General features: G+C 51.1%; 19 protein-coding genes, 1 pseudogene and 1 riboswitch. Of the genes and pseudogenes, 16 read left to right on the top strand and 4 right to left on the bottom strand.

The annotated features are described in order from the left end of the window. Nucleotides 1-86 precede the first annotated feature (86 nt). The 4 genes from IPI86_RS14095 to IPI86_RS14080 form a co-directional block, all read right to left on the bottom strand. A complete protein-coding gene (locus tag IPI86_RS14095; RefSeq protein ID WP_345298647.1) occupies nt 87-1100 on the bottom strand; it encodes a Gfo/Idh/MocA family oxidoreductase in 1014 nt (337 codons plus the stop codon). Nucleotides 1101-1290: 190 nt separating this feature from the next. After that, nucleotides 1291-2787, bottom strand: coding sequence for a sulfatase-like hydrolase/transferase (locus tag IPI86_RS14090; protein ID WP_345298646.1), 1497 nt, complete (start codon nt 2785-2787; stop codon nt 1291-1293). A 38-nt stretch (nt 2788-2825) separates the two neighbouring features. Further along, entirely contained in the window at nt 2826-3359 is a 534-nt protein-coding gene (locus tag IPI86_RS14085) for a hypothetical protein (protein ID WP_345298645.1), read from the bottom strand. 94 nt (nt 3360-3453) lie between these two features. Next, complete coding sequence (locus tag IPI86_RS14080) at nt 3454-4482, bottom strand: sulfotransferase (RefSeq protein WP_345298644.1); 1029 nt, start codon at nt 4480-4482, stop codon at nt 3454-3456. Between the two features lie 281 nt (nt 4483-4763). Between IPI86_RS14080 and IPI86_RS14075 the strand changes: the two genes are divergently transcribed. The 16 genes and pseudogenes from IPI86_RS14075 to IPI86_RS14000 all read left to right on the top strand — a co-directional run bounded on the left by IPI86_RS14075 (nt 4764) and on the right by IPI86_RS14000 (nt 20618). Then, complete coding sequence (locus tag IPI86_RS14075; protein WP_345298643.1) at nt 4764-4988, top strand: hypothetical protein; 225 nt, start codon at nt 4764-4766, stop codon at nt 4986-4988. Between the two features lie 63 nt (nt 4989-5051). Then, nucleotides 5052-5765 carry a hypothetical protein gene (locus tag IPI86_RS14070; protein ID WP_345298642.1) on the top strand — a complete coding sequence of 238 codons (714 nt, stop codon included), beginning with the start codon at nt 5052-5054 and terminating at the stop codon, nt 5763-5765. A gap of 3 nt (nt 5766-5768) precedes the next feature. Then, nucleotides 5769-6338: pseudogene (locus IPI86_RS14065) on the top strand (histone deacetylase); the annotation flags it as partial. A gap of 41 nt (nt 6339-6379) precedes the next feature. Continuing rightward, complete coding sequence (locus IPI86_RS14060; RefSeq protein ID WP_345298641.1) at nt 6380-6544, top strand: hypothetical protein; 165 nt, start codon at nt 6380-6382, stop codon at nt 6542-6544. Between the two features lie 158 nt (nt 6545-6702). After that, nucleotides 6703-6972, top strand: a complete 270-nt coding sequence (locus tag IPI86_RS14055; protein ID WP_345298640.1) for a zinc finger protein — start codon at nt 6703-6705, stop codon at nt 6970-6972. Continuing rightward, on the top strand, nt 6969-7823 hold the full coding sequence (locus IPI86_RS14050) for a zinc ribbon domain-containing protein (protein ID WP_345298639.1): 855 nt from the start codon (nt 6969-6971) through the stop codon (nt 7821-7823). Before IPI86_RS14055 ends, IPI86_RS14050 begins: the two co-directional genes overlap by 4 nt. Before the next feature lie 11 nt (nt 7824-7834). After that, on the top strand, nt 7835-8995 hold the full coding sequence (locus tag IPI86_RS14045; protein WP_345298638.1) for a hypothetical protein: 1161 nt from the start codon (nt 7835-7837) through the stop codon (nt 8993-8995). Nucleotides 8996-9336: 341 nt separating this feature from the next. Next, nucleotides 9337-10566: a TIGR03862 family flavoprotein gene (locus IPI86_RS14040; RefSeq protein ID WP_345298637.1), complete on the top strand. Its 1230-nt coding sequence runs from the start codon at nt 9337-9339 to the stop codon at nt 10564-10566. 29 nt (nt 10567-10595) lie between these two features. Further along, complete coding sequence (locus IPI86_RS14035; RefSeq protein ID WP_345298636.1) at nt 10596-11048, top strand: hypothetical protein; 453 nt, start codon at nt 10596-10598, stop codon at nt 11046-11048. A gap of 91 nt (nt 11049-11139) precedes the next feature. Beyond that, a riboswitch (SAM riboswitch) is annotated at nt 11140-11240 on the top strand. A 105-nt stretch (nt 11241-11345) separates the two neighbouring features. After that, entirely contained in the window at nt 11346-11684 is a 339-nt protein-coding gene (locus tag IPI86_RS14030; protein ID WP_345298635.1) for a hypothetical protein, read from the top strand. Between the two features lie 2 nt (nt 11685-11686). Further along, nucleotides 11687-12118: a nuclear transport factor 2 family protein gene (locus IPI86_RS14025; protein WP_345298634.1), complete on the top strand. Its 432-nt coding sequence runs from the start codon at nt 11687-11689 to the stop codon at nt 12116-12118. 2 nt (nt 12119-12120) lie between these two features. Beyond that, entirely contained in the window at nt 12121-13056 is a 936-nt protein-coding gene (locus IPI86_RS14020) for an alpha/beta fold hydrolase (protein ID WP_345298633.1), read from the top strand. Further along, nucleotides 13053-13538: a DUF5946 family protein gene (locus IPI86_RS14015; RefSeq protein WP_345298632.1), complete on the top strand. Its 486-nt coding sequence runs from the start codon at nt 13053-13055 to the stop codon at nt 13536-13538. Before IPI86_RS14020 ends, IPI86_RS14015 begins: the two co-directional genes overlap by 4 nt. Nucleotides 13539-13877: 339 nt before the next feature. Continuing rightward, nucleotides 13878-17390 (top strand): methionine synthase, encoded by a 3513-nt coding sequence (gene metH, locus IPI86_RS14010; RefSeq protein WP_345298631.1) that lies wholly within the window; start codon nt 13878-13880, stop codon nt 17388-17390. 112 nt (nt 17391-17502) lie between these two features. Next, nucleotides 17503-18882, top strand: coding sequence for a glycosyltransferase family 87 protein (locus IPI86_RS14005; RefSeq protein ID WP_345298630.1), 1380 nt, complete (start codon nt 17503-17505; stop codon nt 18880-18882). A 5-nt stretch (nt 18883-18887) separates the two neighbouring features. After that, nucleotides 18888-20618, top strand: coding sequence for a hypothetical protein (locus IPI86_RS14000; protein ID WP_345298629.1), 1731 nt, complete (start codon nt 18888-18890; stop codon nt 20616-20618). Nucleotides 20619-20649: the final 31 nt, after the last annotated feature.

Here is a 20649-nt window from a genome sequence, read left to right as displayed (position 1 = left end):
TCCCAACAATCAATTATTTCAAACGGGGTGAGGGAAAAGTTTTGATGTGAAATTATGCGCGTGAGGTACGCATCCTCTCTAAAACTTCACCAACCTCTCCGTCTTCTGCGATTCATATGCCGCCAACGCCATTTGCAAAGCGCGGACCCCGTCGGTGAGGGTGCAGATGGGTTGTGCGTTTCCGCGTACGATGTCAATGAAGTGTTTGGTCTGCGCAATGAACAGTTGATTGCGCTCGAATCCATCGGGGGGAGAAAATGCTTCGGTAACGGGAGCAGGCGGCAGGTCCGAATAGGAGCCGAAGGAGCGGGCATTTTGTGCAGGTGCAGGATTCCGTCCGCGTTGTCCCAGCGCATGGTGCCATCCGTCCCAACAATTTCCAGTTTATGCACGCCCGGTCGCTGGAAATAATTGATGTGTACGCCGCCCACTGCCCCACTTGAAAACTTCAAACCGATCTCGGCGAAATCTTCCACATCCAATTCCAGCGCAGACAAATGCTCGTTGAACGACCACAGCGAAGCGACATCACCCAAAAGAAAACGCAGGTAATCGAGCGGATGCGTGAGCGTGACAATGACTCCGCCGCCAAGGTCGGCGCGCGCGGCATAGCTCTGGCGGTAATCCTCCCACGGATGCCACTGCGGAAGATACTCGCCCCAATGCACATGGACAGTTAATATTTTGCCAAGCGCGCCAGACTGAATCAATTCACGCGCCTTGTTCAAAGTGGGATGATAGCGAAATTGAAAGCCGACGAGAATTTTGCTTCCGCTTTTTGTGGCGGCTTTTTGAAGCAGGTCGAGTCGGTCGAGCGAATGTGAAACGGGTTTCTCAAGCAGGATGTGACAACCCGCTTCTGCCGCAGGGATGGCGACATCGAGATGCAGCGAAGTTGGATTCGCCACGACCACGGCATCGGGCTTGTGTTTTTTGAGTGCCTCGGCCAAATCAGTCTCAACGGGATAGCCCGCCAACTCATCATCGGGCAGGGTGGCCTTGCGCGTGCGCAGCAGAACGATATCCTTTTCGCCGAGGGCGATCAGGTTGCGAAAGTGGCGTCGGCCAATGGAGCCGAGACCTGCGATTAGAAATTTCATGTTTTATCCTTTTGAGAGTGACTGAATACTTGCATAAGACCTCTTGCATAGAGAATGCGCGTAAAAAACTATTTTGAACCACGGAGACACAGAGGCAGTGCGGAGCCTCCTGCGGACGGAGTTTTTAATTGGTTTTCTCTGTGTCTTCGTGTCTCCGTGGTTACATCTTTAGACTTTTGCAAAAGGTCTTTTATTTTTTATTTGCCTCGAAAAACGCTTCGAGCAATTCTTCCTTCATTTGCTTTGCGAAGGCAGGCTGGTCTGGATACAGATCGTGAAGTTCTTCGATGTTTTCGCTCAGGTCGTACAACTCGAAGGAATCTTCCGCTTCGTAGCCTGTGTAATAAATGAGTTTGCGGTCTCCTTTTCGCAAAACGACCGTGGCCTTGTTGAGGATGCCATTGGCGGGGCTGAGTTTGGCTTCCACGGAATATAAACTGCGTTCGTAATCTTCTTCACCGCCGAGGCCGGGCAGCGGCTTTCCATCGGTCCATGCAGGGAGCGGATTGCCCGTCAGGTGGGCGAGCGTGGGGAGGATGTCCACGACATTTGTGGGGGTGTAAATATCACGGCGGGTCTTCTGCCCTGGCGCAGAGATCAACAACGGGATGTGAATGACCGGGTCATACAACAACGGCGTGGAATGTCCCTTCTCGCCGCGTTCGAACATCTCACCATGGTCAGCGGTGAGGATGACATAACTATTCTCGAAAAGGCCCTGGCTTTCAAGCGAATCCAACAACCTGCCCAATTCCTGATCGAGGGAGGCGATGTACTCATCATATAAACGCCGCGCCAGATTTAGGTCAGCATTCGAAGTACCATCGGCAAAACGATGGTCAGGTTTGCGCATGGGTTTCATGTCATCGCGGAAGGCGTTGAAGAATTTGTCGGTGGGGCGATAAGGCGTGTGCGGCGGAAGCAGATGCAGGTACGTGAAGAACGGCGCAGGCAGACTCGGAATCAACGAGATCAAACCATCGAACACATCCTCCAACCGAAAGGTGATCGGATAGTTGAGGTCATGAGGCAATTCCCTGTAGCCGTCTGTAGGCAGGTGATTGCTTTGCCACGAATACAACAATCTTTCCAGGGAACCCAGCACCAAAGAAGGCGGCGCCTCCCCCACTCTGAACAGAAAATCATCCAACGCGCGCGCTGACATGTTTTTATCTTTGGGAAAATGATCGCTCAACAGATAACTCAACTCGGAGAATTCGCCTGAGGAAAGCAGCACATCAATATCATCTTGAAATTGCGAAAGCAAAAGGGTGGCCCAAAAATTTTGGGGGAAGGCCAGGCGGTGATAGTCACTGCCCAAAACGCGGAAGAGGTTATTCCCCACCATGCTTTGCCGAATCGCGCCGCGATGATTGATGGCGCGATGCTTCCACGGATAGGTTCCCGTCATCAACGAGGCCACGCCGGGGATGGTGTAATTTCCGCTGGAGTTGTGCGCGTGATACACATTTGCGTGTTCGGCGAAACGCTCCATCGCGGGCGATGTGGGGCGCGGATATTTATACAACGAGAGGTTTCGCGCGCTCATGGCATCGAACAACAGCACAATGATATTTGGGCGTGAAGCATCCAACCCGCCGACACGATGTGCTAGGCTGGGCAGCAAAACTGCAGGAGCGGCGGCCCCGATCAATTTCAAAAAACTACGGCGGTTGAATTTGGGCATCTATCTTCCTTCTTTATGTGCATCGCGCTTCTTCAAGTTTAAAAAATGTTTCGCACCAGCAAAATCAAAATCGAAATCGCAGTGATCGGCATCCAGATATACAGAAACACGGTCATGCGATTCGCAAGTTCTTCCATCGTTTTTTTCAAGAAACCAATTCGGCCAAACAGAAAGATCAAAAGAACAACAACAGCCGCAAAAGCCAGAAGTTTCGGAAGCAATATCGAAGGATGCAAAATATCCTCGAACAGGGCTTGGTTGAAGAGCATCAACCCGCCAAGGGTGAAAAGGGTCAACGTACTGCCTTTCACCACGAACTGTTCATAAAACCATTTCGAAGGGAGGATCACGCTCAACACAAGCAGCGCAAACAGGATCAAAAGGCTTTCAATAAAATTAACCGCCGCCGTATAAACATAAATGCCCCCAACCTGTCCCAGCGTTGAAAAATTGAGCCAGCTTGAAAGCCTCCAAAAATACTGAAAGAGCGACCACACATACACCATCATCACAATGACGGCATAAACGGGGATGATCTGCTCCCAGCGGGGAATCTTTTTGACGATGTCCAAGGGGAATATTTCCTTTACGACTTGCAACGCTTCGCACTTAACCGAAAGTTGATTCTGTTTCGAGGGGCATTATCAGTCAACGGTGCGTTGCACCTTACCAATTCAAATCCTTCTCATACTTCCAGCGGATCAACATCTCGCCCGCAACCTCTTTGAAGATAACCCTGTCACGCTCGGTGAACAGCCGCGCCCAGTTGCCAGCCTGTCCCTTCGGCAAAAAGGATGCAATGCTTTCGTTACGTTTGGATTGCCACTCTTCATCAGGATTCGTGGACATTTCAGCGCGCAGGGATGCATCGAGGGCTGGGTCAATGCCTTTCACGGAGAGGAATTTCCACAGTTTGCTCATTTCATCGAACGGCTGGGAAAGCAGGTCTTCGTAGCGCATTCCGAAATAATGGTCGGTGAACAGTCTGCGGCCTTCGTCTTCTGTCTCGGTCAGGTCTTTCACCCAGTCTTTGGCAACGCGGCGGATGAAGGTTTCGGTGAATATCGAACGGCGGCCATCTGAAAAGGGAATAGGATCAAGCCGCAGGTCCGACATGATGCGTTTGTCTTCCGACGTCAGAAACTTTGATTCTTCGACGAAATTCCGAAAACGTTCCGAAATCAACACGTCACGTCCATCGCGGACGATGCAAATCATTTTCGCATCGGGATAAACCGCGTGCATATCGCGCACGGCCTGCCCATGGATGGTGGAGGATGGGCTTTTATCGCCGACGATCATTTTGCCTTCGCGGGCGGCATCGCGCTCCATGATGAAATCTGCGACGGCACGCAGTACCAGTGGAGAAAGGTCACTGCCCTGATTCCAGCGGTTGGATTTGCGGGTAAGCCATTCCTCGGCTTCGGGCGAATCAACCAGTGATTTGAGCAGCGGTTTGCGCGTGAAAAAATGCGCCTGATAATTGCAGTGAACTTCGGGATGCAAACGGGCAAGGCGCATGAGCAGAGTCGTCCCCGAGCGGGCATGGCCGAAGATGAAAAATTTATCGCGCGAAAAAAAGGCGCGGGCTTCGGCAACTTCCTCGGCGGTGATGGCAGGGATGGGGTTGCGGTTTTTCTTTTGAGGTTCGCCGCGCAATAGAATTTTTGCGGCAAGTTTCAAGCGATTCAACAAGGGTTGTTTCTCCTAACCGCCTGATTTTACTGGAAATATCGCCTGCTTCAGTTACCACCTTGAGATTCATCCAGATTCTTTGCTGCAAATTACGTTAATTCACACGGTTTTTTGAGGATACTTTGCGGAAATCCCCGCTTCACTTCGCTGCTGCTTAACTTTTCATTCAAACGGTTGTACAATGCTAAATATTATTCATCGCAAAATTCCTTTATTTTGCGCACTTAATGTCGGAAAGGCGGGGCGAATGTCACGGGGTTTTATCTTTGTTCAAAAAGCGCTTGTCAATTTTCCTGTGCGGATTCCAGGCACTGGCGGTTATGCTGGGGAGTGTTGGGTGTGTTCCACCGTCCATCATGACACAGGCGGCTGTCGTTGCCCCTTCGGAGGCCTGCACGCCAGTCCCTGCAGAGAACGTGAATGTATATCGGACAATTCCACAACCGTGGGCGAACATGATCTTTGAATATGCCTACCCGACGACTCCCGTCCTCTCCATTCCCTGATCCATCCCGTCCTTTCCAGCATTCACCCAACTTCAAGGAGCGCAGTATGCCGCTTTCCAAAAGTTGATCAGCGAAACAAAACGCTGGTCTGATACGGAAACGATCAAACTGGATGAAACCAGCAGGTTGCGAATCACACTCACCTTCATCAGCCCCGAACTTCTTCAGGTCGTGTACATCAACCGAGTGTTAAAAGATGGGTATCCCACCAGCGGGTTTCAAGATCAGCTTCAAGCCATGCTTGCCAAGGTTGCCGCCCGCGAGGAATTATTGTTCCTGCTCACGATCACCACTGACAACAATAGCGTCAGCCCAATACGGCACACCATCAAACTCCCTGTCAGCGAGATTGTTCTCAACAATTCGGAAAATCTGGAAGTGCCACACAGCCACGACGATTACAACCTGGCGCAATCCATAGACACTACTGCTGAATCCGCATCCGTTTTCGGAATCCTTGCCTTTCCCTTTACCAAACCCGAAAACGGCGAATGCAAGTGGGTTTTGAACCCGAAATTCAACACGAATATCGTGGTCACGATGCCGCACCTTGAGGTGGACGGCAATCGAAGTCCCTCGTCTTATTCGTGGACAATTCCATACACATCCCTGATTGATCAGGGACCTTCTTTCAGCGCTCCCAACTTCAATCCGCCGCTCGGTTACGACTTCAACGTCATTACGCCGTATCCGCTGCCTCCCGTCAAATTAAATCAGCCAAACTACGAACAGGATTTTGCAAAATTCATCTGGCAGCAGATTACTGGAAGTTATTAACTCATGAAAACCATTTTTACTTTTGTGCCCTCAAAAACGCATGAATTCCCAGACCACCCCGAAAGGCCCGGGCGGTTGGATGTGCTGGAGCCGCTGCTTGCTTCGGTGGATGCGGAAAGAATTGAGGCGGTGCACGCTACGCCTGAGCAGATCGCACAGGCACACAACCCTCAATTGGTCAAAGCCATTGCGGAGGTTTGCAAACGTGGACCGGGCATTATCGATCACGCGCCAACCTATATTACACAGACCTCTTATGAAGATGCATTGCTCGCAGCAGGCGGCGTGATCACCTGCGCGCGTGCGGTGCTCAACGGCGAGGCGCAGAACGCCTTCGCCATTGTCCGACCGCCGGGGCACCATGCCGAGCCAGACCGCGCGATGGGCTTTTGCATTTTCAACAACATTGCCATCGCAGCGCGCGAAGCGCTGGCAAACGGATTACAGCGTGTGATGGTCATCGATTATGACGCGCATCACGGCAACGGCACACAGGCGGTTTGTGTGGATGACGACCGTTTTGGATTCATTTCGACCCACCAGTGGGGGAATTTACCCCGGACAGGCTGGATCAATGACGCGCCTCACGCAAAGGACGGCTGGTCAATGTACCCTTGCATGAGTTTGCAGGCGACGGAACCTTCGCGCGCGTGGCTGACGAGATTTTCAAGCCCGTGGTGGAATCCTTCCACCCGCAGATGCTGTTGATCTCGGCAGGCTTCGATGCGCATTGGAACGACCCGATCACCTCGCTGGGACTCTCCACGCGCGGGTATTAACGCATTGACCCACTCTCCGTTAAAGAAAGATGCGGGCGATCCGTCGCCTTATCCTGATTCGGATCACGAGTCCCGCATTCATGATATTTTGAAATGGCATGGTATCGCACAATAAAAAAATTTTGTTGTAGAATCACTCCTGTTTAAAGGAGAGAGTCATGCAAAGAAAACAAAGTAAAGGTTTCGTTGAGCTTGAATGGGTTTGCCCAAGTTGCGACGGCGTCAACAAGGGGTCGAGGAAGACTTGTCAGGCTTGCGGAGCGCCCCAGCCTGATGATGTCAAGTTTCAGCGCGCAGCGGATGAAAAAATCATTACCGATGAGAAGGTTGCCAGCGCGGCAAAAGCAGGCGCAGACATCCATTGCGGTTTTTCGGCACGCGCAACCCTGTCACTGCGACAAATTGTTCGCAGTGTGGGGGCGATTTGAAGGAAGGCAAGGCAAGACAGGCGGGACAGGTTATACAGGCGGCTCCCGCTGTAAAGATCATCAACTGTAAAAATTGCGGAGCTGAGAACCCGAGCAGTGAACGGGTATGCGGCAAATGCGGCGCACCTTTGCCACGCACAGTCGTTGAGCCAGTTCCCGCGGCGGGAGTAGTGACACCTGCGGCAAAGGCTCAGCCTAAAAAGGTAAACTGGCTTTTGTTCGGCGGCATCGGCGCGTTTTTGGCGGTGTGTTGTATCGCGATCTTTGCCCTGTTTGTGTTCCCATCCAAGTCTGTGGAGGGGACCGTGGCCGACGTGTTCTGGCAGACTTCCGTTCCTTTGCAGGAGATCCGCGCGGTGAATTATTCCAATGAGCGTGGAAGCCCGCCCTCGGGTGCGTATGATGTTTCGTGTCATACGGAGAGCCAGGAAATTTGCGAAGACAAGACCGTGGATAGGGGCAATGGCTTCGCCGAGGTTGTGACCGAGTGCCGCACCGAAAGCCAGGATTATTGTAGTTATACCGTCGATGAGTGGGCGACCATTCAATCATATGATTTGAGCGGCAGCGACCTGTTTCAGAGTATGCAGAGCCCAGTGTATTCAATGGTCAGCGGCTTGGGGAATGCGTCGGCGACCCTGACTGTCACCTTCGATACGCCGAAGGGAACCATTACCTATTCGCCGAGCTCGGTCAGCGAGTTTCAACAGTTCCAGATCGGCAGTACATGGACTTTGAAGTTGAACGCGTTGGGCGGGGTTTTGAGCGTGGAAGGTAGGAGAAGGAAGCATAAGAAACCCTGCCCAAAGGTAAGCCTCCGTGTGATGCATCACGCACGAATTGCTGAATAGAAGGTAGATATATGGAAAATTCAAAGAAACGCAGGTTTGTGATAGCCTTTACTATTATTACATTTACCTTTCTGATTTTATTGTTTTCTCCATTAAACGATTCCGTCAGAGCGTTCTACGACAAGACCCATGCCGTTGCCATATTTTTGCGTTTCGATGCTGAGATTTTGGAAAAATCATCTGCCGGGCCATACTATAGAGGTTTGCTAATAAAACACGGCGAAGAACAATACCAGATAGTAAACGCCCACCCGGAACATCTTGACGAATTCTGGCAAGTAGTGGATTTGTTTACCCTAGGGATCGAAGCTTTGGTAAACGGCGAAGGCGATACGGTTCGAATTACAGAGGAGCAGATAAACAGGTTGAAAGAGGAATGGGAATGGGAAGCTCAATTTGCAAGTGAATCATTTCGGGAAGATATAGAAAAGGAATTGGAACGATTTCCACTTGATAATTTCGTTGGAATGACAGTGAGTGAAGCTTGGGGTGTTATCGATTCGAGTTGGTCATCTGATCCTCCAGCTACAGTGGAGACTGCGCCTGCTGTAGTAGTTACAGCAACTCCGTTTCCCAAATGCTATTTCCTACCAGATTCAGACTGCTCGACAAAGTTACCAATCGTTCCCAACACGAACGATTTATGGGTGTATCATAATTCAAACAAGATATACTTTGAAGCCCCTGGCAATTGGAATATTCAAAAAGGAGTAGCTGGCCCAGAAGTATTTTATTTTTACATGATTCCTCCCCCAGAATCCCCCGAAGACTCGAGAATAAAAGGCATCAGCCTTATTATTTCCAATCTTGTGATTAATAACTCAGACCCGGATGAATTTCTCAGGTTTCCCCAAATGGTGTTTACGCAGCCTATTTCCCAATGGGAAAATCTCATATCCCATACAAGAACCTCCGAACCTCAAAGTTTTGATACGCACTGGAAGCAGTCTGTATATCTGATTGATTTTCAAGGCATTGAGATTTTATGGAAAGAACCATCCATCTTCCTGGAAGCATTTCTCTACAACAAAGACGAACAAATTGCAATCTTCTTGTTAGAGGAGTTTCAAGACCCAAAGGTCGTCGAACTAATAGACAATCCAAGTCTTGTTGAAAACTTTTCGCCAAGTTTTCAACACATTATGGAAAGTATTCAACTTTGGAAACCATAAAACCATTCCAATTGTCATCAATTTGATTGCGCATAAAAATGAAACCATTTAATGCAGAAAGATCGCGCCTGCCAATCCCGCTTTCGGCGGCGATGATTTGACCGACCTTTACATCACGAACATAATTGGAAACAGCGTGAGCAGAATACGTAACATCCCAGCGGGGCAAAGACTGTATCATCAAATTTGATTGTTAATATCATTGCAAGGCGGAGCAGTTCCGCCGAAGCAATCTTTTAATTACAGCGCACCGCCCATAGCCCGGAGATCGCCACGCCGCCGGAAGAACATCGGCGGCTCGCGATGACATGTTGAAAACGAAATCCCTTTATAATGACCATATGAATCAGATAGTGGCAATTATCGGCGGCGGGCCTGCAGGGTTGATGGCGGCAGAGGTTTTGAGTGGAAATGGTGTGCAGGTGGATGTCTACGATTCCATGCCATCGCTGGGGCGGAAATTTCTGATGGCGGGCAAAAGCGGATTGAATCTCACGCACGCAGAGCCGTTCGAGAAATTCGTTTCACGCTATGGAAATCGAAAAAATGAAGTGGAAAAGTGGTTATCTGATTTCACGCCCGATGACCTGCGCGAGTGGGCGCGCGGACTCGGGGTGGAAACTTTCGTTGGTACATCGGGTCGAGTCTTTCCGAAAGAGATGAAGGCCAGCCCCCTGCTGCGGGCTTGGTTGAAACGGCTGGGCGATGCGGGAGTCAATTTTCATTTGCGGCACAGGTGGGTTGGAGCAATCACCGCCGGGGACAGTGGCGGGAGCATCATTAAATTTGAAACGCCCGGGGACGAAAAAACTGTCCATGCCGATGCGGTGATTCTGGCGCTTGGCGGGGGCAGTTGGGCAAGACTCGGCTCGGACGGCGTATGGGTCAATTGGTTGAAGCAGGCCGGGGTTAAGGTCGAAACGTTGAAACCATCCAATTGCGGATTTGATGTGGCGTGGAGTCCGCATTTTCGGGAGCGATTCGATGGTCAGCCGCTGAAATCGATTGTGTTGTCATTTGGGTCGTTCCATCAACAGGGTGAATTCATTGTGACGAAGGAAGGCGTGGAGGGGAGTTTGATCTACGCTGCTTCGGCGCCGCTCCGTGATGCGATCGAAGTCAATGGCAAGGCAGTCCTTGAATTGGACATGACACCTGACAGGTCACACGAGTGGCTGGTAGAAAGATTATCAAAACCGCGCGGCTCGCGTTCGATGTCGAGTCATCTTGAAAAGACGGTGGGGTTGAAAGGCGTGAAGGTGGGGCTGCTGCATGAGTTCATGCCAAAAGAGGAATTTTCAAATGCAGAACGGTTGGCGGCTTTCATCAAACACATGCCCATCCCATTGATCGCGACACGTCCGCTGGATGAGGCGATCAGTTCCGCTGGCGGCGTGATGTTCGAATCGCTGGATGAACATTTGATGCTTCGCGAACTCCCAGGGATCTTTTGCGCAGGCGAGATGCTCGATTGGGAAGCGCCGACAGGAGGCTATTTATTGACCGCCTGTTTCGCCAGTGGACGCAAAGCAGGAAACAGCGCAATGGCATGGATAAAAGCTCATCAATAATTCCAGAAACTCTTTGAAAAGGAGAGAATATGAACAAGGATAAACGCGCGGAATTGCTAAAAGATGAATACATCATGCTGCAACATTTCTACGAAGACATGGACAGCAAAGGGTTGAACATCAAGAATTGGGCGATCACGGTCGCACTCGCAACGATCGGCGCTGGATTCCTGTACAAGAACAGCGTTTTGTTCCTTATTGCTTTTGGCGCCTCGATTGTGTTTTGGTTTCTTGAAGGTCACTGGCGGGGTTTATCTCATTTCTTTTCGACGCGGATTCAGGAAATCGAAAAGATCATCCGGGAGGAAAAGCATGGTGAAGCGATACCGCTTCAGACCTACGCAAGCTGGTCAAAGGAATATAATGCAAAAGGCGACCAGACCATCAAGTACATGCAAAAAGTGAATGTTGCAATTCCACATGTGTTTATTGCGCTGCTCAGTCTTGTATTATTTATTCTGGGTTTGTACGGTGTACTATGAATTGTTATAAAGAGAAAGAGACGCCGCGAAAATTTTTGAGTTGACATGCCCTATTCGCTATGATATAAAAACGAAAACAATATTTTAGCTGTACTCATCCAGAGAGGCTGAGGGACCGACCCTTTGAAGCCTCGGCAACCGTTCAAGCGGTGCCAACTTCGGCAGACCGTAAACGAGTCTGGTAGATGAGAGATGATATGTGTCTCGCATGTCGCCTCTCACAATGAGAGGCGTTTTTATTATGTCGTTGAGAGGAAGGCGTTTTGCCTTACGAAGCAATGACACGGAGAATTTAAAATGGAAATCGGCGAAACAATTTACGTCACCACCCGCGAGGAATTCCGCGAATGGCTGGAAAAGAATCACAAGACCTGCAAAGAGATCTGGTTGATCCAGTACAAGAAATTCACCCAGAAGCCATCCATCCCTTATGTGGATGCGGTGGAGGAAGCCATTTGCTTCGGCTGGATCGACGGCTTCGAAAAAGGCATGGACGATCAACGCTATGCAAAACGCTTCTCGCCGCGCAGGCAGAAATCCATTTGGACAGATGCGAACATCGAGCGGGCGCGAAAAATGATGGAAGAAGGAAAAATGACCGCAGCCGGGCGAGTACTGTTACCAAAAGGAATCTAAATATGCACGAAGATATTTTGAATATCCAGCAATTGGTCGCCCGTTTCGCCAATAGCTTCGACATGAAAGATTGGGATGGATTGCAGGCCTGTTTCACCGAATCACTTTACACCGATTACTCCGACCTGCGCGGCACGCCGCCCGAAACCATCTCAGCCAGTGAGTATGTAAGACTCCGCCGCGAGTCGCTTGACCACTTGAAACTTCATCACCTGGTCGGGAATTACGAGGTTACCTTCCCCGATTTCGATGCCGCCGCCTGCCGCGCCTCAATGGTGGTTTGGAGAAGGTCCGAAACAGAGGAATTCACCACCCACTGCATGTATGATTTCCAGCTTGCAAGGCAATGGGGGGCATGGAAGATCAGCGGCATTACGCAAAAAGTCTTGTGGAGCGAGGGCGTCTCATCCATTCATAAAGGGGCCAAAGCCTAGCCATGTATCGAAAAGGCTGGCGATATTATCGCAACGTGACCCTGCTGTGGATATTGTTTTTCGTCGTTCTCATGATCGGCGGCTACGCGTTGGAACACCCGCTGTATTGGACCCTGGTACTGTTTATATGGGTGCTCCGTTCGGCTTTCGGGAATGCCTTTCAATTTGCGCATCCATCCCGAAGATTCAACTGGGACAGCAAATCCAACCTGGTGTTCAAGGAAGTCACTTTCAAATCGCGTGACGGACTGACCCTCTTCGGGCGATTCCATGCTGGCAGAAATCGCGCCGTTATTATCCTGATCCACGGGTTGGGAGGCGCAGGCACCGACATGCTGGTCCATGCTTCATTTCTTGTCAACGCAGGCTACGGCGTATTCATGATCGACCTGCGCGCTCATGGCAGCAGCGACGGCGACACATCCACCTACGGCCTGCGCGAAGCAGACGATGTTGCAGGCGCGGTGGATTACCTGCTCAGCCGCGTGGATGTCAACGGGGCAAAGATCGGCGCGCTGGGGATTTCGCTCGGCGCACAAGCTGCCCTGCGCGGCGCGTTGAAAACAGACAAGATCCGCGCACTTGTCCTCGATGGTCTAAGCCCTGCCCGATTATCCGACCATGGCGGCTCCCCCAGATCCATACAGCGCTGGCTCAACCTGCCTTTCAACTGGCTGTACTATCGGATGTATGAATACATGATCCGCGGCAGGGATGCGGGTGTTTTGGAGGTGATCGGAAGAATCGCGCCTCGCCCCATCCTGCTGATTGCCAGCGGCTCGAAAGACATTTACTTCAGCCGATTATTTTACGAAGCAGCCAAAGACCCCCGCGAACGATGGGAAATCCACGACGGGCTTCACGGTGTGGCGCTTGCTGGCAACCCGCAGGAATATATTGATCGCGTGGTCGGCTTTTTCAACCGAACCCTGCCATGACCTGCCCCGAATGCGGCGCAGCAGACTGCGAATCCCGTTTTCATGAGTTCCTTGCCCTGGAATTCACAGATGCTGGCTACGGCATCGTCCATCACTTGACCGTAACCGTGTACATGCTCCAACACTCCAGCAGGTTGACTCGCGAAGGCTGGCTGCACGAGCGCGGATTACTACATGAATTCCTCGTGGAAAATAAGCCGCCTGCCTTCATTAGGAAACAGAACAAAGATTTGGTTGATAGTGGCAAGCGCACCTTCAAGATCAATTCAAGGGATGGTTTACCTGTTATAAATAAAACCTCGTGGACGAAGACCATTCTCGATGTCCGTGCGGAGAATACGGAAGTCTATTGCGCGGATGTGAACGCGTGGGCGAGGTCTGTGTTGGAAGATGCGGAAAGATTGGACTTGAAATTAAGTTTTGGAGAAACTAAACTTGCAAATAAAAAATATTTCAGTTGCCATTTCAAAAAGGCCATTTGATGTTCAGTATCAATTGAGCACCTTTGTCTGTTTAGTGTATTCAAATCAAGAGCATACAGGCAAGTGAAATGGAAGGATAGCCAATTGAAATTTCACCTGGAGTCTTACCAGTGTAATGATGCTAAGGCATGAGCAATGATACGCATACATTCACCCCATCCCCCGACGGTCATGACCTCGGGCAAACAGGTCTGAAGCACGGGGTTAAGGACCAATTTGATGAAATATTTTGAAAATTCTTCTCTACTATCAGTTAGGCAGAAGATATTGGAACAAAGTCATGAACGCTTTAAATGAAATACGTTTGTAATTGAAAACAAGCATTATTTAGGAGATTTAATGACCAATCGCAAATACACAAACCGCCGTTACCTTGACGCCCTCGAAAAGAAAGTCCTCGTCTTCGATGGCGCGATGGGAACGAGCCTGCAATTGCAAAACCTCACCGCCGAACATTTTGGCGGCGAACAATACAACGGATGCAACGACTATCTCGTCATCTCGTATCCTGAAGCCGTGGAAAAAGTCCATCGCTCCTTCCTCGAAGTCGGCGTGGACGTGCTCGAAACAGACACCTTCCGCTCGAACCGCTTGACGATGGCGGAGTACAAATTACAAGACCGCATCCTCGAGATCAACATTGCTGCCGCAAATCTCGCGCGCAAACTTGCGGATGAATATGCCGCCAAGACAGGTCAGCCGCGTTTCGTCGCTGGTTCAATGGGTCCCACAGGCAAACTTCCCTCTACGAATGATCCCGAACTTTCCAATGTCAAATACGATGAACTGATCGATATTTTCCGCGAGCAGGCTGTCGCGCTCATTCAAGGCGGTGTGGATGTTCTGCTGATCGAAACTTCGCAGGACATTCTCGAAGTCAAAGCCGCCATCACGGGCATTCACAAAGCTTTCAGCGAAACGAATGTTTATTTGCCGATCCAGGCTCAGGTCACGCTTGATACGACGGGCCGCATGTTGCTCGGCACCGATATCAACGCATCCCTCACCATCCTCGAAGGCATGGGCATCGATGTCATCGGCCTCAATTGTTCCACTGGCCCCGAACACATGCGCGAGCCCATTCGCTTCCTCGGCGAAAATTCCACGCTGCCCGTTTCGTGCATTCCAAATGCGGGCCTTCCATTGAACGTGGATGGTCAAGCCGTGTATCCGCTTGAGCCTGAACCATTTGCGAATGACTTGTATGAATTCGTGACCAAGCACAACATTTCAGTCGTAGGTGGATGCTGCGGCACGACGCCTGAACATCTTAAGCTGCTGATTCAAAAACTGGATGCTCATCCACATCCCAAGCGACCGCTTCACTCTACGCCTCAGCTTGCCTCTGCCATGTCAGCAATTTCCATGCGACAGGAACCCGCCCCCACCTTGCTTGGTGAGCGTTGCAACGCGCAAGGCTCGCGCAAGTTCAAACGTCTCCTGCTCGAAGAAGACTACGATGGCATTCTTGATATCGCCCGCGAACAGGTCGCTGGCGGCGCGCACGCCCTGGATATTTCCGTGGCTGTCACCGAACGCGCTGACGAAGGCGAGCAGATGCGCAAGGTCATCAAGAAATTGCAAATGGGTGTGGATGTTCCGCTCGTGATCGACACCACCGAAGTGGATGTGCTTGAGATCGCATTGCAAACTGCGCCTGGACGTTGTTTGATTAACTCCACGCATCTTGAATCTGGCCGCGAAAAAGCCGATAAGATTTTCGGCCTCGCCAAGAAATACAACGCCGCTGTTATCTGTCTCACCATTGACGAGAATGGCATGGCAAAGACCGCACAGCGCAAACTCGAAGTGGCGCAGCGCATTTACGACATCGCCGTCAACGACCACGGTCTCAAACCCGAAGATTTGGTCTTCGATGATCTCACCTTCACCCTCGCTACTGGTGATGTTGAATTTGTTGATTCCGCAAAAGAGACCATCGAAGGCATTCGTCTCATCAAACAGAATTTACCTGGCGTGATGACCTCGCTCGGTGTGAGCAATTTGTCCTTTGGTCTTGCCCCACAAGCCCGTCCTCCTCTGAATTCCGTCATGCTCTATTACTGCGTACAAGCTGGCTTGGACATGGCCATCGTCAACGCCGCGCATGTCATGCCTTACGCCGAGATCGGCACCGAAGAACGTAATCTGTGCGAAGATTTAATTTTCAATCGCCGTGAAGATGCTTTGCAACGTTTCATCGAGCATTTTGAAACCGTCACCGTTTCAACCGAGTCCGTTGTTGCTGATCCCACAGCAGGCATGACCCCTGAACAACGTTTGCACTGGAAAATTTTGCATCGCGTCAAGGAAGGTGTCGAAGCAGATATTGATGAGATCATCAACCGCGAACCAACTGGCGGGCGTTCTGCTCGCCATGAAGTCGCTGTCCACACCCTTAACACCGTGCTCCTCCCCGCCATGAAAGAAGTGGGGGACAAATTCGGCGCGGGTGAATTGATCCTGCCCTTCGTGCTGCAATCAGCTGAAACGATGAAAAAGACCGTTTCTCATCTTGAGAATTATCTCGAAAAAGTGGAAGGCGTCACCAAGGGAACCGTTGTCATTGCCACAGTCTATGGTGATGTGCATGACATTGGTAAGAACCTCGTCAAGACCATTCTCGCCAACAACGGCTACACCGTGGTTGACCTTGGCAAGCAAGTCCCCGCAGAAACGATCATCACAAGAGCCGTGGAAGAAAACGCCACCGCGATCGGCCTGTCTGCCTTGCTGGTATCCACCTCCAAGCAGATGCCGCTCATCGTCAACGAAATGCACCGCCGCGGACATAAGATCCCGATCCTCATCGGCGGCGCGGCCATCAATCGCCGCTTTGGCCGCCGCATCCTCTTTGCGGAGGATGGCAACGCCTACGAGCCTGGTGTCTTCTATTGTAAGGATGCCTTCGAAGGCCTCGACACAATGGACTCGTTGATCGACCCCAAGCGCAAACCAGCCATGCTCGAACAACTCCGCAAAGATGCGGACATGGAAATGAACCGCGCTTCGCAGACTCCCGAACATCGCAAGACCGAAGGCACACGCTCGAACATTGTCCCTGCACCGATCCCATTGCCCGCCAAGTTGGGTCAACGCATCGTCAAAGACATGCCGTTGGAAATGGTTCTCAAACATCTCAACATCAATGAGTTGTATCGTCTCTCCTGGGGTGCGAAGAACACCCACGGCGCGGAATGGGACAAGATGAAGAAAGACTTCGATGCCCGCCTCGCCAAGATGACCAAGGAAGCCCTCAAAGATGGCTGGCTCAAACCGCAGGCCGTGTATGGTTACTTCCCCTGTCAGGCCGATGGTGATGACCTGATCATCTACGAAACTGCTGAGAATAAAAAAGAGATCATGCGCTTCCACTTCCCGCGCCAGCCCTATGATGATCATCTCGCGCTTTCAGATTACTATGCCACCGTTGAGTCAGGTCAAATGGATGTGGTTGCTTTGCAAGTCGTTACCGTTGGTCTCGAAGCCACCGAAAAATTTGAGAAGATGCAAGCTGCCAATGACTACACCGAAGCCTACTTCACCCACGGCCTCGCCGTCCAAACTGCCGAAGCGACAGCGAACTACCTGCACGAACACATCCGCCGCGAGTTAGGTCTGAGCGAAGATCAGGGCAAGCGTTATTCATGGGGCTATCCCGCCATCCCCGAATTGGAAGATCACTTCAAGGTCTTCCAACTATTGCCTGGCGCAGAGACTGAGCTAGGCATGAGTCTCGCCACTTCGGGTCAACTCGTCCCCGAACAATCCACTGCCGCGATCATTGTCCACCACAAGGATGCAAAGTACTACAGTGTCGGTGAAAGTCGCGTTGAACAACTAATGAAGTAAAGTCTAAACAGGCACACAGGCTCTGACATAGAGTCTGTGTGCCTGTTTCCATGCATCCTTTTTATAAATCTGCATGATAAACTTACATCCAGTAAATAAACTGGAATACACAATGAAACATTCCCTGCAAACTGCATTCAAGCTATGGATTGGAATTACTCTGCTGGTCATCGCCAGCGTGATCGCCATTTATCTCAGAAATGGGACGGAAGGTCTTAATCTCTTTATCCAGCAATGGCCCCTTTCCAACCTGGTGGTGACCTTGGAAGCGACCGTCTACACCTGGTTCTGTGCGGGTGCAATCCTCTACATGCTGGCAAATGACAAGGTCAACGCGGGCAATGTATTTTTTGTGGCGGGATTTTTCATCGTCATTCTGCTTTATTTGAACATCCTGCGCGAGCGTTTCCGCTACGGCGACTATCAGTATTATCTCGAAGCTGCCACAGCTCTGATGAACAACCAACCTCTTCCAGACACCTATCTTTACCTCCCGCTTTGGGCCACCATTCTGCAATACATCGTCCCGCTCGGTGACCAGGGTATGCTGGCGATTTTGTGGACGGTCAACATCATCATGCTGGGACTATTCTACATATTGCTCGTACGCGTCCTTGAACGCTATGGTTACTCCAACCGTTTCGCCGTGACCGTCACCGTCCTGTTCATGCTGGTCAACACGCCTCTGCACAGAAGCCTCGGCTATGTGCAGGTAAACCTGATCACGCTGGTTCTGGTGATGGCGGGCATGCTGCTCTTCCGCAAAAACGACTTTGCCTCGGCGCTGATGCTGGCGCTTGCTGTTCATCTAAAAACATCCCCCGCCGCATTGGTACTGGCCTTTTTGCTCGAACGCAATTGGAAATGGATCGCATGGTTCGCCTTGACCTTCATCGTCATCGCGCTCATCCCTGTGGCGCTTGAAGGCGTCGGCCCATACTTCGATTACCTCACCAACATCGGCATTCTCACCCGCATCACAGACACGAACTTCCACGACACTTCATTCGATTCTTTCTTCCGCTTTTTCAACCCGTTCCTCGGGATCGGGATCGAAACCACCCGCCTCATCACGATGGCAATCAAAGGTTTGCTTGGCATTGCGACTCTTTACGTAATGGCGCAAAATGTCCGCGGCCATGCTTTTGTAGATGAAAAAGCCGCCAGCCCGATTTTGCTCAACGCCATCCCATCCCTGTTCATCGTCATGACTCTCACCTCTCCCATCGTGTGGGACCACCACGGCATCTTCACAACCCTGTCATTTCTGCTGCTGCTCAAGTGCATCTCCTCCCCCGCCGCATGGACCTGGTTCGGCTTCGCCTATTTTCTTGAATTCATCCTGCCGTCCTTCGACTTCTTCCCCTGGTCGTTTGGCCGACTCATCGCGCCCATTATCGTCCTCGTATTGATGGGGCTTGTTTCAAGCAAACGCGAAGAGTCGCATTTCTTCGGCGCGGCCAATGCATGGTTTGAAAGATTGCCAATCTAACCTTCATGAAGAAACATCTCCCCATTTCCATCATCCTTGCCGTAAGCCTGCTCATTGGCATTCTCACATTGGGCGATTACGGCGATAGCTGGGATGACCTCTCGCTCCGCAAATACGCCGCCAAATCGCTCGAAGCATACGGCACCTGGTTCACGCGCGGCGAAGCGCAGATCACAACCAAAGACCTCGGAAGTTACGGGCCTTCCTACGTGATGGCCGTCGCGCTGATCTCGCAAGACAATCCCGACATCCGTCACCTGCTTTACTTCGCCACATTCCTTGCAGGCGTTTGGGCATTTTACATGTTAAGCCTGCGCTGGCTCTCGCAACCCGCCGCGCTCGGCGCAACCCTGCTTTACCTCACCCAACCGCTTCTATGGGGGCACGCCTTCTTCAACCCCAAAGACACGCCTTTCCTTTCCTTCTTTCTTCTTTCAATTCATTTTGGATTCAAACTCTTCGACAAAGAACCACAACCGATTCAAAATACGGATCGAAAAGCCGCGCTTCTCGCCGCGCTGTGGCTTGTTTCTGTTTTCTCGCTCTTTCTCCTCACCGACACATTTCACTCCGCCATCGTCAACATGGTCCACGCCGCGCAGGCTGGTGAAACGAATATCATCTCCCTCGCCGCATCAGACATTCAAACCGCCGCGCCCGAGATCTACATCCAAAAATATTTCATCCTCTTCCTTCGCGCCCGCGCCGCCTTCTTTCTACTTTCCTCTTTCTACTTTCTATTTTCCACACGAATCATTCGTCATTCATCATTCATCATTCCCGCATTGATTCTAGGCTTCACCTCGTCCCTGCGCATCCTCGGCCCATTTGCTGGGCTCATCGTCGCCTACTACGCGTTGCGGACCAAAGGCAGACAGGCGCTTCCCGCACTCACGGCCTACGCCATCGTCGCGGTCATCACCATGTATCTCACCTGGCCCTATCTCTGGCCCGACCCGCTTGGCAATTTCATAGACAGCCTCAAGACCATGTCCCTCTACCCGTGGACGGGACATGTCCTCTTCAATGGCAGTGAATACACCTCCACATCCCTGCCTTACACGTACCTGCCCATGCTGTTCGGTATTCAACTGACCGAACCTGTCTGGGTGCTGACTCTGTTTGGGGTTGTTGTGGCAGGTTTCAGCTTAAGAGAGAAGCGGAACCTCATCGAGTTGACTGTCCTATGGTTCATCCTCCCTGTTGCTGGGTTCATCATCCTGCGTTCAGCTTTGTATGATAATTTTAGACAGGTCCTTTTCATCCTTCCGCCGATCTTTTGGATGGCGGGCGTTGCAATCGAAAAGATCAAGCGGCCTGTTTTGCAATTTGCGCTGATCGCCATCATTATCCTGCCTGGCATTGTGGATGGGATTCGATTGCACCCGTACGAGTATATTTATTACAACCGTTTCATCGGCGGCGTGGACGGTGCGCAGGGCCGCTTTGAATTGGATTACTGGGGCGCTTCGTATCGCGAGGCGGCGGAATACGTGAACAGTATCGCCCCCGCCAATGCAGTGGTGTGGATCGAAGGCCCGTCTCATTTGTTCGAGCTTTATGCACGCGAAGATCTGAAATTGTTTTCGGATCATGAGATTGAGCGGGCAGACCATTATGATTTCGTCATCGCGCTGGTCCGCAACAATATGGATCAAAGATCGTATCCAGATGCTGAGATCATCCACAGGATCGTGCGCGGAAATGCCGTGCTGACTGTCATCAAAAAACCGTAACGCGATATGATTCGCGTTACAAACAATCGAA

Source organism: Candidatus Villigracilis affinis (assembly GCF_016705895.1).
Classification (GTDB): Bacteria; Chloroflexota; Anaerolineae; order Anaerolineales; family Villigracilaceae; genus Villigracilis; species Villigracilis affinis.
This window is presented reverse-complemented; position numbering and strand designations above follow the sequence as displayed.